Origin of the sequence: Pseudarthrobacter sp. LMD1-1-1.1, assembly GCF_040676255.1 — a bacterium.
Classification (GTDB): domain Bacteria; phylum Actinomycetota; class Actinomycetes; order Actinomycetales; family Micrococcaceae; genus Arthrobacter.
In genome coordinates, this window is sequence record NZ_JBEGHP010000023.1 from 158,976 (window position 1) to 175,035 (window position 16,060).

Below are 16,060 nucleotides of genomic sequence, written 5' to 3' on the forward strand. Positions count from 1 at the left end.
TCAGCTCCGGTAGCCGAGCCTTGACTCAAGCCAGGACCCCTGGGCCATCAGGGCGGCTGCGCACGGTTCCCGCCGTGGTTCCAGCCGGTCCTTGATACCCACGATCTGCAGGGCCGCCACCACGTCGCCCTTGAAGTCGCGGACCGGCACGGCCAGGGAGTACAGCCCGGGCTCGGCTTCTTCATCCACGATCGAGTATCCGCGGGCGCGCGCCGCCTCCCGCCGCGCCAGGAACTCATCTACGCTTGCGGGCGTATTGGGGCCGTGGCGCGTGAACACGACCTGTGAAAACACGCTCCGGACCTCCTCTTCCGGCGCCTCCCACAGGACCGCCTGGCCGGCGTCACTGCAGTAGGCGGGATAGGGGCGGCCCAGCCATGAACCCACCAGGTTGCTGCCCGCCGGGACACTCTCACCGATGGTCACCGTGCTGTCACCGCGCAGCACTCCAAGGAAGCACGCCTCGTTGGTCCCGGCGGCCAGGGCGTCCAGGGCGGTGGCGCCGTCGGCCTGGAGGCGGCGTTCGGTCAGCAGTTGCGCGTCGGTGAAGACCGACCAGTCCAGGACGTAGGTGCGCGCCGCAGTGCGGGCCAGGAAGCCTTCCTGTCCGCCGGTCCGCAGGCTGCGGGACACCTGGCTCCGGTCCCGGTCCAGATCGGCGGCGACCTCGGCGGCGCTGCCGCCGGGAAACCCCCGGGTGTGGCGTTCCCCCACGGCAAGCAAGGCCTGGATTCCGCGGCCCATGCTGGAGGTCTTCGACATAGAAGGGAGTCTAGCGATCCCCAAGGGGCCCTCCTGTGCGGCAGTGTTGTCGGCGCCGGTAACACTCAGTAAAAGCATGAGTCCATGCCTATAGTGAACTTATGCCTCCACTTTCTTCCCTCTCCGCCGCACTGGAATCCGGCCGCACCCTGATTGCCGACGGCGCCCTGGCCACCGAACTGGAGGCGCGCGGCTGCAACCTGGACGACCCCCTGTGGTCGGCCAAAGTCCTGCTGGAGCAGCCCGGGCTTATCCGGGACGTGCACCGAGACTACTTCGCGGCGGGTGCGAACATCGCCACAACAGCCAGCTACCAGGCAACGCCCCGGGGGTTTGCGGCACGGGGCATGGCTGAGGAGGAAGCCCTGGACCTGGTTGAACTGTCCGTCCGGCTGGCGGATGAAGCACGGCGGGAGCACCTGATGGAGCATCCGGACGCCGGGCCGCTGCTGGTGGGGGGCTCCGTGGGCCCATACGGCGCCTATCTCGCGGACGGCTCGGAATACCGGGGGGACTACAGCCTCGCCCCCGGGGAGTTCGAGGAGTTCCATGCTCCCCGCGTAGCGGCACTGGTCAAGGCCGGCGTGGACTTCCTCGCCTTCGAGACGCTGCCCTCCTTCGCCGAGGCGGAGGCCCTGCTGGCACTCAGCCGGGAACACGGCGTCGACACCTGGTTCTCCTTTTCCCTTCGCGACGGCGGCCACATCAGCGACGGCACGCCGCTGGCCGCTGTGGCACAGCTTGTGGACGGGCAGCCGCGCGTCGCGGCGGTCGGAGTGAACTGCGTGCCCCTTGACCGGGTACGCCTGGCGCTGGCCGCCCTGCGCCCGCACACGGACATACCCCTGGTGGCCTACCCGAATTCGGGGGAGACCTACGATTCCGCAACCAAGACGTGGAGCCAGGCAAGCGGAGACGAGGGCGGCGCGGCCGGGGGAGGGGCGCCTGCAAGCCTGGCCGCCGGTGCCGGTGAATGGCAGCAAGCGGGCGCGCGCATCCTGGGTGGCTGCTGCCGGACCACTCCCCGGGACATCGCCGCATTGGCCGCGCAGGCGTAGCCTTCCGGGAACACTGCCGCCTCCACGGGTGTTAAACCCAGTGGAGAAGCGAACAATGGACACCAGAACTTACACAGCACTTGTCATACCGGCCGGCAATGCCGAGCCCATCCGCCTGGAACAGGTTGACGCGGACCTGAAGGCCCTTGAAGCCCTGGTGGGCGGCCCGCTGGAATCCGTGATCCGCGGCGACTGGCATGTCTACCTCAACGCGGAAAGCGTCACGAGGCTCCTGCCGGTCAACTTCCGCGCGGGGCAGCTGATGCACGAATGCGGCCTGGACCTTGACGGGATCCGCGGCACCGCAGTTTTCCTGGGCCGCGGCGAACACGGCACCGAGGCAGACATCCCCGAGCACCTGGAGCGGCTCGTGGAGGAGCTTTTCGGGGCGTTGGCCGCCTAGTCGCTGGCGCGTACCCCGTAGGTGCTCAGCACGTTGCCCTTGCTGGTTGCCGACTGGTCCTGCAGCACCAGGCGGGTCAGCGGGTCGCCGTCCTCGAACAGCCGGCGGCCGCTGCCGGCGATCACGGGGTGGGTCATCAGCTGCAGCGAGTCCAGCAGCCCGGCGAACAGCAGCTGGCGCACCACGGAGATGCTTCCGCACACGGCGATTTCCCCGCCGTCGCGTTCCTTTAGCGCGCCCACGAATTCCGTCAGCGGCGCGTCCATCACCCGCGAGTTCTGCCATTCCAGCGGTCCCGTCAGCGTGCGCGACGCAACGAACTTTTCCACGGGGTTGATGAACGCGGCAAAGGCTTGGTCCTGCGGAGCTGTGGGCCAGTAATCCGCCCACTCCTGGTAGCTCACGCGGCCCAGGATGACGGTGTCCACGGTGTTGATCATCGTGGCCAGGCCCGCACCGAGTTCCTCGTCGAAGCTGTCGAACTGGAACTTGAAAGGTTCGGACACCACCCCGTCCACGGAGTGGAACAGGCCGGCAGTGACTTTGCGCATGGGAGCCTCCAGATAATGTGCGGACAGGCCCTACGGTATTCGGCCAGGTCCTTTGCGGGAAGGGTTTTGGGGCGGCCGTTTCGGCCCCCGGATACGGACGACGCCGGAAGCCGCGTTAGCTTCATCACTCGCCGTGTTGCCTTGCGCGGTTTCGAACCTGCCGGGCCCCATACTGGTGAGTGAACGGCTTTCGCCGTCCCCCGGACAGGCAGGAGGAAGTGCATGGAAACCCTGAAAAAAGTCGTGACCAACCAGTATTTTCCTGCCGGCGCCGTGCTGACGGCCGTCCTGCTGTTCTGGGTCGTCGCCATGCTCGGCGGCCTGTCGCTGCTCAACAACAACCAGCCGCCGTTGACCACCCTGACCTGGATGCTGTTCGTCTACGCCGCAGCCGTGCTGACGCCACTCGCGGGACTGCTGGCCGCCGTCGACCTGGTGCGCCGCTGGCGCCGCGACCGCGCTGCCGTCCCGGCCGCCTCCACGCCCGCCGGCACGGCCAGCGTTCTTGCCGGTGCCGGAGAACGGGCCCAGCCCGCGCAGCCGCAAAACTCCCAGCCGCAGGCTTCCCAGCCCCAGACCTCCCAGCCCGCGCCGGGCAAGCCGCAGCGCCCGGGCCGCCAGGAAGCAGCCTGATCCCGGAGCCCTACGGCTACCTGCCCTTCAGTGCGTTGAGGGCCTCTTCCGCGTGGTGCAAAGCCTGGTGCAGCCTGTCACCGGGTTCCGGCAGCGAGAAAAGGTACCCCTGGAGTGAATCGCACTCCAGTGCCGTCAGGTAGTCCGCCTGCGCTGCTGTCTCGATGCCCTCGGCCGTCACGGTCAGGCCCAGGCTGTGCGCCATGTTGATCATGGAGCTGAGGATGGGCAGGCGCTCATTGCCGGTCCGCACCATGGAGACGAAGGTCTTGTCGATCTTGACGGTATCCACAGGCAGGTCCTGCAGCCGGCCCAGCGAGGAATAGCCGGTGCCAAAGTCATCCAGCGCCACCCGGGCGCCCGTATCCCGCAGCGCGCTGAGCTGCTGGATCAGGCTGCAGTCGGCGTCGAAGAACACGCTCTCGGTAACTTCCACGACCAGCTGGTAGGGCGCCACCCCGCTGGCTTCCGCCAGCCGCAGGACGTTTTCGGCGAAGTCGGGTTCCTGCAGCTGCACGCCGGAGACGTTCACCGCCAGGGACCGTGACGGATCCTCGCTGAGCCACTGGGACAGCTGCACCATTCCGGTGGCCATCACCTCGGCCCCGATCTCGCCGATCAGCCCGGTGCGCTCGGCGAGTGGGATGAAGATCGAGGGCGGTATCCGCTCGCCGCCCCGGTCCCACCTGGCCAGCGCCTCCAGTTGGACCACCTGCCCCATGCGGTGCGAGACAATCGGCTGGAAGTCCACGGTGATTTCGCCGCGGGGCACGGCCAGCTGGAGCCCGCTTTCCATGTGCGTCCGCTGTACCAGGGCCTGCATCATGTCCGGGTGGAACCGCAGGAACCGGTTCTTGCCGGCGGCCTTGGCGGCGTACATCGCGATGTCCGCATGCCGCAGCAGTTCGGACGGGCCCACGCTGTCCTGGCCCAGGGAGGCGAGCCCCAGGCTCAGGCTGGGGCGCAGGACGGTGCCGCCGATGGTCACCGGGACGTGCAGGCAGCGCACGATGCACGCGGCGATTGCGTCGGCGTCGGGGCAGGCCGTCAGGAGCACCACAAACTCGTCGCCACCCAGCCGGGCCACGACGTCGGCCGTCGGAACGCAGCCGCGGAGCCGGCGTGCCACCTCGATGAGCATGTCATCGCCCGCCTGGTGGCCAAGGATATCGTTGACTTCCTTGAAGTCGTCGAGGTCCAGGAGCAGGACATCCACGGTCTTCAGCCGCGGTTCCTGCAGGGATTCGGCCAGGGCATCGTTGAAGACGGCCCGGTTGGCCAGCCCGGTCAGGGGGTCCTGGAAGGCCATGGCGCGCAGCTTCTCAGCCTGCACGGCGAGGTCCATCAGGGCCTGCTGTGCCTGCTCCTGCGCTTTCCGCCGCGGCGTCACGTCGCGGAAGCTCCATACGCGGCCCACGATTTTCTCGCCGACGCGTTGCGGGCGGGAATAGCGTTCCAGGGTACGGCCGTCGCGGAGTTCCACCACGTCGTGGCTTTCGGCTGCCGGGTCCTCCTGGACTTCGCCCAGCCGCGCGGCGAAGGGCACGGGATCTGCAATCTGCGCCATGACCAGCCTCAGCGCCGGCTCCTCGCTGTCGGCCTCCATCATCTCGGGAGGGATGCCCCACATGGTGAGGAACTGGTCGTTGAATCCGGCCACGCTGCCGTCGGTGGCGATGACCAGGATGCCGTCTGCAGTTGATTCAAGGGTGGCCGTCAACAGGGACATGGCCTCGCGGAGGTTGGCGTCGGCTGTCTTGCGGTGCGCAGTGCCGCGCGCAGAGAGCAGCAGCCGTGCGCCGGCGGGGCTTGTGCCGGCGCCGTTTGGTTGGGTGCCGTCCGGGTCCGGCCCGGGGAGGACGGCCACGGCCAGTTCGACGGCGGTCTCGGTGCCATCCCCGCGCAGGGCGCTGATTTCCAGCGGCGGGGGATGCTCTTCCGGGTGGGTGAGGAGCTGGTGCAGCAGATGGGCCACGTCGTCGCGGAAACCCTCGCCGATCAGCAGCCGGTGGTCCAGGCCGGTGAAGGCGTCCCGGTGCAGGGCAAACAGCCGTGCCGCTGCCGCGTTTACCGCCAGGACGGTGCCGTCCGCAGCCAGGGCCAAAAGGGCATCCGGACTTGCGTCCATGACCCCGCCAAAAGTTTGTAATGCCACATTGTTGTCACGGCCCGAAAAACCGGTCATCACACCACCCCTTCGCCATCATAAAGGCCGCAGGGGGAAATTGGGCCGGTACCCGTACTTTCATATTGGTCCAGCACGGACCTGGCCCCGGACGTAAAATGCGCCGGACCCCCCAATGGGGTCCGGCGCCTCTTACTGATGAATAGGGGAAAGCGGCTACACCCGGCGGCCGCTGCGGTTGGTGACGGCGCCGTAGATCAGCAGCACGATGATCGAGCCGAGGATGGCCAGCAGCCAGGTCCTGATGTCAAAGAATTCGGCCAGTCCGCCGCCGAAGATCAGTGATCCGATCCAGCCGCCCAGGATGGCCCCAACAACGCCGAGGACCATGGTGATCACCCAGCCGCCGCCTTGGCGTCCCGGGAGGATGGCCTTTGCAATGGCTCCAGCAATCAGGCCCAAAATGAGAAATCCGATAATGCCCATGTTGCCACTCCTTGTCAGTAAGTTGTGCCGGGCCCCCATTTCCGGTTCCCTCATTCAATCAGCAGGCTTACTACTCTGCAAGGCTTTCAATATCACAGGATGACTGTCAGTTTGACCTGAATTCCGCGAACTTTTCTCCGGCGGTAAAGCGGCTGCCGGTAGGATTGGGTGTCCCTGCATCTGATGAAGGAGCTCCGGCATGTCCAGCCACACCCAGCGGCCGCGTGCCATCTTCCTTGACATCGACGGCACCTACGCTGACCACGGGCTGGCTCCGGAGGCACATGTGGATGCCGTCCGGACCGCACGGAAGCTGGGCCACCTGGTGTTCGTCTGCACCGGACGTCCCCTGTCCATGGTGCCCGGGCACATCCTCGAAGCAGGATTCGACGGCACCATTACCGGCGCCGGCGCCAGGGTGGAGGTCAGCGGTGAAGTCCTCAAGGACACCCGCTTTGAGCCGGAGCTGGCGGCACGCATCGTCGAAACGCTCGACGCGCACGGTGCGGCCTACATCCTGGAAGCGCCGGAGGCCCTGCACGGCCGCACGGGCGTGGACCGGCGGCTGCGGGAGGTCCTCGGGCCCATCTTTGCCGGCCGGCCGCAGCATGACGGCGTCCTCAGCACGGACGTTGATCCGCTCGAGGACATCCTGGGGCCCATGCAGTACAGCGACGACCTCCGCGCCACGTCCTACGCCAAAATCTCCTGCTTCGACTCGCCGGTGCCGCTGGGCCGCCTGATGGAAACCTTCGGCCCCGGGGTGGGGCTGATTCCCAGCTCGCTGTCGGCGCTGGGCGAGCGTGCCGGGGAGATCTACATGGCGGGCACCCATAAGGCCGTGGGTATCCAGGTGGTGGAGGCCCGGCTCGGCCTGGACCGGGCAGACATCGTGGCCATCGGCGACAGCGCCAACGACGTGGAGATGCTCGAGTACGCGGGCGTGGGCATCGCCGTGGAAGGTGGCCATCCCTCCGTTCTTGCCGTAGCGGACAGGGTTACCGCCGCGCCGGCCGGTGGCGGCGTTGCGCTGGCCTTCGCCGAGCTGGGGCTCCTGGGCTGAACCTCAGTGTGCGGCCGCCGCCAAGGCCCCCGCGGCGGTCCCAAGTCCTCGCACCACCCAGCCCTGTTCCTGCCAGGCGGCAGCATCCAGCACATTGCGCGCATCCAGGACCACCCGGCGTCGTACCTGCTGCCCGGTCGAGGCGGGGCACAGCTGCCGGTACTCGTCCCATTCGGTGAGGAGCAACACCAGTTCGGCGTCCTGGAGCGCCCGCGCCGCGGAGGACTCGAACCGGAGGCGTGGGTAGCGGCGCCACGCAAGGTTCACCGCTTTGGGGTCCGTGACGGTCACATGGGCACCGGCGGCGGCCAGCCGGTCCGCGACATCCAGTGCCGGGGAGTCGCGGATGTCATCGGTATCCGGTTTGAAGGATGCACCCAGCACGGTGATGGAACGCCCGGCGAGCGCCCCGCCGCACAGTTCCGCCGCCAGGCGCACCGTGCGTTCCCGCTGGCCCAGGTTCACTGCATCCACCAGCCGCATCCAGTCCTCCACCGCGGGCACGCCCAGGGTGGCTGCCTGGGTTCGGAAGCTGCGGATGTCCTTGGGCAGGCAGCCGCCGCCGAAACCAAGACCCGCGTGCAGGTACCGGCCACCGATCCGCGGATCCAGCCCCATCGCCTCGCTGAGCTCGGTGACGTCAGCGCCCGCGGCATCGCACAGTCCACCGACGGCGTTGATGAAGCTGACCTTGGTTGCCAGGTAGGCGTTCGCGGCCGATTTGATGAGCTCTGCCGTGGCGAAATTGCAGACCAGCCGCGGGATCCCGGCAGCCAGCAGCGGCTCATAGACGCCGTCCAGGGCCGCCGTCACCCCCAGGGGTGCGCCGGTGGCGGGATGGAAGGCGGCGGCCCGGCCGCCGTCCACGCCGTAGACCAGCCGGTCCGGGACCAGGGAGTCCTTGACGGCGGTGCCCTGCCGGAGGAACTCGGGATTCCAGCCGAGCAGCACATCAGGCCGTGCGGCCAGGACATCCTGAAGCATGTCCACGGTGCCAACGGGCACCGTGGATTTACCGACGACGACGGCGCCCGCGGCCAGGTGCGGCAGCAAGGCCGCCGCGGCGGAGACCAGGAAGGAAAGGTCGGCGGCGTCGGACGTCTTGTCCTGCGGCGTCCCCACGCACAGAAAGTGCACCTGGGCGTCCCCTGCGTCGGCGGGATCGGTGGAGAAGTGCAGCCGTCCGGTGGCGCGGCCGTGCTCCAGGAGTTCATCCAGTCCAGGTTCGTGGAACGGTGCGGCTCCCCGCGCCAGTTGCGCCACCTTGCCGGGGTCGACGTCGATGCCCACCACGGTGTGGCCCATGGAGGCCAGGGTTGCTGCGTGGACCGCGCCCAGGTAGCCGCAGCCGATCACGGAAATCTTCATGATGATGCTCCTGCCTTTGAAACCTTTTGTGCTGGTGCGGGCGCCCCCGCGATGACGTCCGCGTAGTGCTGCACCAGTTCCGTGCAGAGCGCGGGCCACGTCCTGTCCTGGACCGAGGCGTGTGCTGCGGCCGCAAATGCCCGCCGTTTGGCGTCGTCGCCCACCAGGTCCTGCACCCGGGCCCGCATGGCGGACAGGTCGCCCGGTTCGTAGAGCCACCCGGTGCGCGAGTTCTCCACCAGGTCCAACGGGCCGCCCCGCCCTGTGGCCACCACCGGTACACCCGATGCCATGGCCTCCTGGATGGTCTGGCAGAAGGTTTCGAACTCGCCGGGATGGACGAACAGGTCGAACGATGCCACTGCCCGTGCCAGGTCATCACCGCCCAGGAATCCGGTGAACACCGCCCGGGGGAGTGCCGCCTCAAGGGCTGCCCGCTGCGGGCCGTCGCCCACAACCACCAGCCTGGTGTTGGGAATGCCGGCGAGGGCGGCAAGGTCTTCCACCTGCTTTTCGACCGCCAGCCTGCCCACGTAGCCGATGATCCGTTCCCCGCCCGGAGCCACCGAAGCCCGCCACCCGTCGTCGCGCTTTGCCGGCGAAAACCTCGCGGTGTCCACGCCGCGGCGCCACATGCGCACCCGCGGAATGCCCCGGCCGCGCACCTGGTTCAGCGCGAAGGTTGAGGGCACCAGGGTGCGTGAGGAGAGCAGGTGGATGTTCTCCACCCTGTTCCAGGCCCAGTTTTCCAGGAAGGGAACGCCGTACCGGGCGGCGTAGCTGGGAACTTCGGTCTGGTAGATGGCCACGGTGGGGATGCCCAGCTGGTGCGCAGCCTGTGCGGCACGCCAGCCCAGCACGAACGGCGAGGCAAGGTGGACAACGTCGGGCGCGTACTCGGCAAGGATTCGCTTGACCCGGTACACACCTCCCAGTGCCACCCGCACATTCGTGTAGCCGGCCAGCGGGACCGCGGGCAGCCTGTGCACCTCCGCCCCCTTGACCCGGCCCGCGGCCTCCCCGTCATGTCCGGAAGGCGCGATGACCAGCACCTCGTCGCCGCGCTCCTGGAGGTGGTCCAGGACCCGCAGAATGGAATGGGTGACGCCGTTCATCAGCGGCAAAAAAGATTCGGCAACGATTGCGATCCTCACCCCTCCACCGTGGGCGCCTTCCTTGAAATGACGGGGGAGGAAGCGTTACCCCGAGGAGAAGGCCGGGTGAACAACTGCCGCGGGCCGCCAAAAAAATTACTAAGTAGGCTTGGCATTTGATGCTAAGCATGCTTACGGTAGTGGGGCAGTCAGCGCAGAGCCTCAAGCAGCCGGGGCGGAAGCCGGATGACGGGAGAATGCCCCGGTCCGGAATATCCACTGCTGGCAGACCCAGTGCAAAGACCATCCAAAGGAGACGTCATGCTCAACAGGGAAAACCTTGAAAACCTGCTCACCAAGGGCGGCCACGTCGTCGGTTCCGACGGCACGAAAATCGGTTCGATCGGTCAGCTGTACGCAGACGATGACACGGGCGAGCCCACATGGGTCACCGTGAAGACGGGGCTCTTCGGTACCTCCGAGTCCTTCGTTCCGGTGGAGGGCGCGCACAACCAGGGCGAAGACCTGGTGGTTCCCTTCACCAAGGAGCACGTCAAGGACGCTCCCCGCGTGGATGCGGACGGCCACCTCACCCCAGAGGAAGAGGACCGGCTCTACACGTACTACGACCGCGGTGCCCGGACATACACCGAAGCCCGTTCCGGCACCGCCGGGGACGTTGACCTGCAGGGCGACGCCGACCTGAACGCAGGCACCCCCACCGCCGGGATCGGTGCAGGCCGCGACACCTATGACCGCGACGAAACCGCACGCGGAACCGTGGGCCACGACACCTCCGGGCCCACCACGGACGACGCCATGACGCGGTCCGAGGAGCAGCTGCACGTGGGCAAGGAACGTGAGGCCACCGGCCGGGCACGGCTGCGTAAGTACGTCACCACCGAAAACGTCACCAAGACCATCCCGGTGGAGCGTGAAGAAGTACGCATCGAGCGGGAGCCCATCACGGACGGCAACCGCGGTGCAGCCTTCGACGGACCGGCCATCAGCGAAGAAGAGCACGAGGTGGTCCTGCACGAGGAACGCCCCGTTGTTGAGAAGGAAGCCGTTCCCGTGGAGCGGGTCCGCCTGGACAAGGAAGTTGTCCGTGACGATGTCACGGTCAATGAGGAAGTCCGCAAGGAAAACATCGAAACAGACGGCGACACCCGTCGCTGATCGGGACCCGGGGCTCCGCCCCCCAGTTCCGCGGGCAGCCCGGATGAATCAGCTGCCCTGACACGGTGAACGGCGCCGGGAGCCTCCAGGAGGCTCCCGGCGCCGCACTGTTTAAAACGCTGGTGCAGCCGCGCCGGAAGCGGTGGCTGCACCAGCCAGTAGGACGAATATCTTCAGAACTTACGGTTCATCTCTCATTCGCGGCTCCTGTTTTCCCGGTTGACGGTATCCGGGTACACGGCTGGCAGTGTCCACGTCCGGCAGCCAGCAGAAATCACACCATGCCCTCAGCGGGGCGGCGGGTTGTGGTTTCTACCAATTTTACGGCGGGGCAGGGCAAAAAGCGCCGCACGCCGGGGCATTTGATTGGTGATCAGTGGCTCCCCGGAGCCTGTCGTTCGCGGGTCCGGCACGCCCGGCGTGACACCATGGAACACGATGAAACTGCGCGCTGATCAGACCGGAGACCGTGGCCTACCCATGCCGTTGTGGCTGCAGGGTGCCCTTGAAGCGGCGCAGGCGGCCATCATTTCGGCCCTGGTGGTCGTGGCGCCCATCGTTGCCGTCTGGGCCACTGCCGGATTCCAGAACGGGCAGTTCGAAGTCCTGGCCCGCCTGGCCGGGCAGTCCTGGCTCCTGGTCCATGGGGTGCCGCTGGAACTTGCCGGCACAGGACCCGGGACTGCCACCCACGGCGGGTCCGGCATCCTGAGCCTGATTCCGCTGGGCCTGACCCTCATCCCTTTCCTTCTGGCCTGGCGGGCCGGCCGGCGGTTGGCCCGCGCCTCCTATACGGACCAGCTGTGGCAGGCGCTGCTTGGCTCGTGGGCAGTGTATGCAGCGTTCGGCGCCGCTACCGGGTTCGTCTGCCGCAGCGCCGACGTCGGCGTCAACCTCTGGTTCGCCATGCTGGTTCCCCTTGTCCCGTTCGGGCTGGGAATGGTGGTTGGCGCCCGGAGGGAGGCCGGGTCCTGGAGCCGGCTCATCGGCGTTGACGCAGTGGACTGGATCTCGCGCACAAGCCAGCACTCACGCTGGGCCGGATCGTACTTCGCGTCCGCGGCGAAAGCGGGGTCCGTCGCCGTGCTGTCCGCCCTCACCCTCGCCGCAGTCCTGCTGGCGGCAGACCTGTTCATCCACTGGAACCTGGTGGTTTCCGTTTATGAAGCGCTCGACGCCGGCCCGGTGGGAGGTGCCGCCCTCACCATCGCGCAGCTGGGTTTCCTGCCCAACCTTGTGGTGTTCGCCCTCGCCTGGACGTCGGGCGCCGGGTTTGCGATGGGGGCGGGCTCCCAGGCCGGGGCGCTGGGGACCGCCGTCGGGCCGCTTCCGTCCATACCGGTCCTGGCTGCCATCCCGTCGGGGTCCCTGGACTACGCCTTCGTGGCCCTGGTTGTTCCGGTGCTGGCAGGTGTCATGGCGGGATGGTGGTTCCTGCGGGAGGGCGAAAACCACTTCGACGAGTGGCTCGCCATCAAGGTGCATGCCCGCTGGTTCACCGCCACCGTCTCCACGCTGGTGCTCGGCGTGCTCGTGGGCGTGGCGGCGGGCCTGCTGACGGCCTGCCTGGCCTGGATCGCCAGGGGGTCAGCCGGCCTTGGCCGCCTGACGGCCATTGGGCCCGACCCCCTGTGGACCGGCCTGTGGGTGGCTGCCGAGGTAGGCATCGGCGTCGTTGTCGGTTACGCTGCCGGACCGTGGCTGGAGCGGGAGAACACCGGGGCGGCGGAACACGATGCGGAGCTGGTCCACTAGGACCAGGCCGCCGCTAGCGGACCTTGGTGGGCAGGAGGTCCTGGAACTGGGCCATGCACGCATGGGTGGCCCGGTCCGTCAGCGCCCGGCCCAGGCACGCCTGGTACTCGCGCACCTGGTCAAACAGGACCATGGTGGTGACGATCAGCAGCACCATGACGGCGGCCACCACCAGTCCGGAAATGGTGCCGAGGAGAACCAGCCTGGATTCCTTGAGGCGGATTGACCGGACCAGCAGGACGATCCCCAGGACCAGGCCCGCGGCGGTCAGCACGGTCGCCAGCCACAGGTAGCCGACGTCCAGCTGGTACACGAAGAACGATCCGAGGACCGAGACCACGAACATCCGGAACAGGGTGCGGGTCTTGGCAAGGGAGGCTTTCGCCGCCTCGCTGAGCGGGGGCCTGACCTGCTGCTGCCCGCTCCGGCCCGGTTCGCTGTTCATGTTTTCCAGCGTACGCGAGCCTGCACCTAAGCTGGACCAATGCGTATCGTCGTCCTCGTTTCCGGAACCGGGTCCAATCTCCAGGCAGTTATCGACGCCGTCAAGGCGGGGGACCTCGACGTGGACATCGCAGCGGTGGGCGCGGACCGCGAGGGAACCTACGGCGTCGAGCGTTCCGCTGCCGCCGGGATCCCAACCTTCGTGGTGGACTTCAAGGCCTACCCGGACCGCGCGGACTGGAACGCAGCGCTGACCCGGGCTGTGGCCGCCTACAAGCCGGACGTCGTGGTTTCTTCCGGGTTCATGCGGATTGTCAGCCCGGAGTTCATCGACGCTTTCCACGGCAAATACCTCAACACACACCCGGCACTGCTTCCCGCTTTCCCCGGTGCGCACGGCGTCCGGGATGCCATGGCGTACGGCGTGAAGGTCACCGGCTGCACCGTGCACTGGGCAGACGCCGGTGTGGACACCGGCCCCATCATTGCCCAGGAAGCCGTGGCCATCGAGGACACGGACACCGAGGAAACCCTGCACGAGCGCATCAAGGTGGTGGAGCGCCGGCTGCTGGTCTCCACCCTGGCCGCCCTGGCGGCAGACCCTTCATTCGCCGCGCCCCAGCCCAACTAGGTCGCGCCAAGTGTCGTTTTACCCCCTCAAAACGACAGCTGGCGCTACCTACATTGTTTGAGTGGGCCGAGCCTGTGGATAACGTCCAGCAAGGACAGTTGCGGCTGCCACCATGGGCTGATGAAGGTTCCTCGTCCCATGCCCGGACAATTTGAGTCGCTGCCGTTCACCTTCCGGGAGGCAGTCGCCGCCGGCATCACCCGCCGCCGGCTGCGTCATCGGGGCTTGCAGCGGCCCAGCAGGGGCGTCCGGGTGCCGGACTCCTGCGGCCGAACGGATTTGGCCGCTTGCCTCCGGCCCTACACCCTGGTGACGGAATTTGCCGCGGCTTCCCACGCATCCGCTTTTCTGTTGTGGCAGTTTCCAGGGTTCCTGCCAGGCTGCAACGAACCGCTGTTGCATGTCTCCCGTCCCGACACGGTGGCCATCATGCGCCGGCCCGGTGTGAGGGGCCACCGGGGACAGTTTTTCGACGACGAGATTGTCAGCCACCAGGGCCTGCTGGTCACGTCGCGGACCCGGACGTGGCTGGATTGCTCCCGCAAGATGGGCATTGAGGAATTGACCGTTGTTGCAGACCATCTGATCCGATACCCGCGCCCGGAATTCGAAGGCAGATTCGAACCCTATGCAACGCTTGAAGATCTGGCGGAGATGCTGGACAGGCACAAGGGAACACCCGGAATACGCAAGGCCCGTCTTGCCCTTGATTTGGCCAGGGTGGGTTCCGACTCCGCACAGGAAACCAGGCTGCGGCTGGCTCTGGAGCATGCTGGCTTGCCCGAACCTCTACTGAACGTGCCCACGCCGCTGGCCCCCGGCGTCGTACGTCAACCCGACCTGAGCTATCCCGAACAGAAGGTGGCGGTGGAATACGACGGTGAGGGACATTCGGCAGCGGGACAGATTGAGCGGGACATTGCCCGCGAAGAGGATTTCGGACGCGGTGGATGGATTCTTGTGCGAATCTCAAAGCGGCACATGGAACAAGACGCGAAGCTGGCGGTGGCAAAAGTGCGGCGGACAATGCTGGCCCGCGGCTGGTTGCCCGGAGGCTAGAACCAGGTAGCGCCAAGTGTCGTATTGAGGCTCCAGAACGACACTTGGCGCTACCTGGTTGGGAAAGGTTACTCCAGGCGGGCCTGGCGGGTTTCGGGGGAGAAGAACGCCATCCACAGCACGGAGGCCAGCACCAGGGCACCGGCCAGGGCGAAGGATGTGGCCAGCCCGAGTTCCGGCCAGAAGTAGTTGGCGAAGATCAGCGGCCCAAAGCCCGCACCGAGCCGGGAGAATGTGGACGCCCAGCCGAATCCGGTGCCGCGCAGTTCGGTGGGATAGAGCTCGGAGACATACGCGTAGAGCACCGGAATGGCCACTTGCACCACGAACCCGAACACCAGCAGCCAGAACACCGCGGCCGTGGGGATGTCCACCACGAATGCCACGATCACCAGGGTCAGCGCGGACAGCGGACCGGTGATGGCAAGGATCCATTTGCGCCCCACGCGTTCCACCAGGAGCGCCGCCACCACCACGCCCAGGAAGCCGACGGCGGCCATGGACGCCGTGGTGACGAACGCCTTGTACTCGGCGAAACCTGCGCCGATAAGGATCCTCGGCATCCATGTCAGGGACAGGTAGTACACCAGCAGGATGCTGAAGAACAGGGCCCAGGCGGCAGCCGTGATCTTCCAGTTGAACTGCCAGACCGAGCGCAGCTGGGTCCAGGCGCTGCCGGCGGAAAGCCGTGGAACGTCCCGGGCGTCGGGAAGGCTGTAGGCGCGTGGTTCCGCCCCGGTGGCTTCCACCAGCCCGTCGATGATTTTGGCGGCTTCTTCCCGCCGCCCCTTCCTGATCAGGAACAGCGGGGATTCCGGCACGCTCCGCCGGATCCAGAAGACAAGCAGGGCGGGGAGCACCATCACCAGCATGGTCAGGCGCCAGTCGCCGTAGAGGGCCACCAGTCCGGCGGAGACGAACCCCGCCAGGGCTGCGCCGATGGGCCACCAGCCGTCCATGGCTGTCAGCACCTTGCCGCGCTGCTTCCGGGGGGTGAACTCACCCACCAGGGCGTAATCCACGGGAATGCAGCCGCCCAGGCCAAACCCGGCCATGAACCGGAAGACGCAGAACCAGATGAAGTCGGGGGCGAACGCGCCCAGGACGGTGAAGACCGAGAACAGCAGCAAGGTGGCGGTGAAGGCCTTCTTGCGGCCCACGGTGTCCGCGATCGTTCCCCAGATGAAGGCACCCAGGGCCATGCCGATCAGGTTTGCGGTACCCACCCAGGCGGCCTCTCCCGCGGAGAGCGACCAGTGCTTGGACAGCAACGGAATCAGGATGCCGTTCAGGGTCACATCCCAGGCGTCGAACATGAAGCCGAGGCCCCCGATCAGGAAGATCCTGCCCTGGACTTTCCATCGCCAGGGCAGTTCCTGGACCACCTGTTCGCCGCTGGGCACAGTGGTGTAAGTGTTCATCGCCGCCTCCTGTTCAAAACTCTAGCCC

General features: G+C 67.0%; 16 protein-coding genes. 8 read left to right on the top strand and 8 right to left on the bottom strand.

The window, feature by feature from the left end; all coding sequences use genetic code 11:
- Window positions 1–762, bottom strand: coding sequence for an IclR family transcriptional regulator (locus MRBLMD1_RS14365; protein ID WP_364400792.1), 762 nt, complete (start codon window positions 760–762; stop codon window positions 1–3).
- 101 nt (window positions 763–863) lie between these two features.
- On the opposite strand from MRBLMD1_RS14365, the gene mmuM reads away from it, so the two are divergent.
- Together mmuM and MRBLMD1_RS14375 are read left to right on the top strand one after the other, a co-directional pair.
- Window positions 864–1,820: a homocysteine S-methyltransferase gene (gene mmuM, locus MRBLMD1_RS14370; protein ID WP_364400795.1), complete on the top strand. Its 957-nt coding sequence runs from the start codon at window positions 864–866 to the stop codon at window positions 1,818–1,820.
- 55 nt (window positions 1,821–1,875) lie between these two features.
- Window positions 1,876–2,223: a DUF3846 domain-containing protein gene (locus MRBLMD1_RS14375; RefSeq protein WP_159632610.1), complete on the top strand. Its 348-nt coding sequence runs from the start codon at window positions 1,876–1,878 to the stop codon at window positions 2,221–2,223.
- Here MRBLMD1_RS14375 and MRBLMD1_RS14380 read toward each other — a convergent pair.
- Complete coding sequence (locus MRBLMD1_RS14380; protein WP_364400798.1) at window positions 2,220–2,774, bottom strand: dihydrofolate reductase family protein; 555 nt, start codon at window positions 2,772–2,774, stop codon at window positions 2,220–2,222. The genes MRBLMD1_RS14375 and MRBLMD1_RS14380 overlap by 4 nt on opposite strands.
- Before the next feature lie 222 nt (window positions 2,775–2,996).
- On the opposite strand from MRBLMD1_RS14380, the gene MRBLMD1_RS14385 reads away from it, so the two are divergent.
- Window positions 2,997–3,407, top strand: a complete 411-nt coding sequence (locus tag MRBLMD1_RS14385; RefSeq protein WP_364400801.1) for a hypothetical protein — start codon at window positions 2,997–2,999, stop codon at window positions 3,405–3,407.
- A 16-nt stretch (window positions 3,408–3,423) separates the two neighbouring features.
- Here MRBLMD1_RS14385 and MRBLMD1_RS14390 read toward each other — a convergent pair whose 3' ends face one another.
- Together MRBLMD1_RS14390 and MRBLMD1_RS14395 are read right to left on the bottom strand one after the other, a co-directional pair.
- Window positions 3,424–5,535, bottom strand: coding sequence for a putative bifunctional diguanylate cyclase/phosphodiesterase (locus MRBLMD1_RS14390; protein ID WP_364400804.1), 2,112 nt, complete (start codon window positions 5,533–5,535; stop codon window positions 3,424–3,426).
- Window positions 5,536–5,748: 213 nt separating this feature from the next.
- A complete protein-coding gene (locus MRBLMD1_RS14395; RefSeq protein ID WP_043452229.1) occupies window positions 5,749–6,018 on the bottom strand; it encodes a GlsB/YeaQ/YmgE family stress response membrane protein in 270 nt (89 codons plus the stop codon).
- Between the two features lie 199 nt (window positions 6,019–6,217).
- Between MRBLMD1_RS14395 and MRBLMD1_RS14400 the strand changes: the two genes are divergently transcribed.
- Window positions 6,218–7,081, top strand: coding sequence for an HAD family hydrolase (locus MRBLMD1_RS14400; protein WP_159632606.1), 864 nt, complete (start codon window positions 6,218–6,220; stop codon window positions 7,079–7,081).
- 3 nt (window positions 7,082–7,084) lie between these two features.
- Here the strand turns inward: MRBLMD1_RS14400 and MRBLMD1_RS14405 are convergent, their stop codons facing one another.
- Window positions 7,085–8,449, bottom strand: a complete 1,365-nt coding sequence (locus MRBLMD1_RS14405) for a UDP-glucose dehydrogenase family protein (protein ID WP_364400809.1) — start codon at window positions 8,447–8,449, stop codon at window positions 7,085–7,087.
- Complete coding sequence (locus MRBLMD1_RS14410; protein WP_364400812.1) at window positions 8,446–9,603, bottom strand: glycosyltransferase family 4 protein; 1,158 nt, start codon at window positions 9,601–9,603, stop codon at window positions 8,446–8,448. The genes MRBLMD1_RS14405 and MRBLMD1_RS14410 overlap by 4 nt, the downstream gene beginning before the upstream one ends.
- A gap of 261 nt (window positions 9,604–9,864) precedes the next feature.
- On the opposite strand from MRBLMD1_RS14410, the gene MRBLMD1_RS14415 reads away from it, so the two are divergent.
- Together MRBLMD1_RS14415 and MRBLMD1_RS14420 are read left to right on the top strand one after the other, a co-directional pair.
- A complete protein-coding gene (locus MRBLMD1_RS14415; RefSeq protein WP_364400815.1) occupies window positions 9,865–10,722 on the top strand; it encodes a PRC and DUF2382 domain-containing protein in 858 nt (285 codons plus the stop codon).
- A 438-nt stretch (window positions 10,723–11,160) separates the two neighbouring features.
- Complete coding sequence (locus tag MRBLMD1_RS14420; protein WP_364400818.1) at window positions 11,161–12,477, top strand: DUF6350 family protein; 1,317 nt, start codon at window positions 11,161–11,163, stop codon at window positions 12,475–12,477.
- Window positions 12,478–12,490: 13 nt separating this feature from the next.
- Here the strand turns inward: MRBLMD1_RS14420 and MRBLMD1_RS14425 are convergent, their stop codons facing one another.
- Window positions 12,491–12,922, bottom strand: coding sequence for a hypothetical protein (locus tag MRBLMD1_RS14425; protein ID WP_159632602.1), 432 nt, complete (start codon window positions 12,920–12,922; stop codon window positions 12,491–12,493).
- 39 nt (window positions 12,923–12,961) lie between these two features.
- Here MRBLMD1_RS14425 and purN point away from each other — a divergent pair, with 39 nt between their 5' ends.
- Both purN and MRBLMD1_RS14435 read left to right on the top strand, forming a co-directional pair.
- Entirely contained in the window at window positions 12,962–13,552 is a 591-nt protein-coding gene (gene purN / locus MRBLMD1_RS14430; protein WP_159632601.1) for a phosphoribosylglycinamide formyltransferase, read from the top strand.
- Between the two features lie 57 nt (window positions 13,553–13,609).
- On the top strand, window positions 13,610–14,611 hold the full coding sequence (locus MRBLMD1_RS14435; protein WP_364400823.1) for a hypothetical protein: 1,002 nt from the start codon (window positions 13,610–13,612) through the stop codon (window positions 14,609–14,611).
- A gap of 68 nt (window positions 14,612–14,679) precedes the next feature.
- Here MRBLMD1_RS14435 and MRBLMD1_RS14440 read toward each other — a convergent pair whose 3' ends face one another.
- A complete protein-coding gene (locus MRBLMD1_RS14440) occupies window positions 14,680–16,032 on the bottom strand; it encodes an MFS transporter (RefSeq protein ID WP_159632600.1) in 1,353 nt (450 codons plus the stop codon).
- Window positions 16,033–16,060 lie beyond the last annotated feature (28 nt).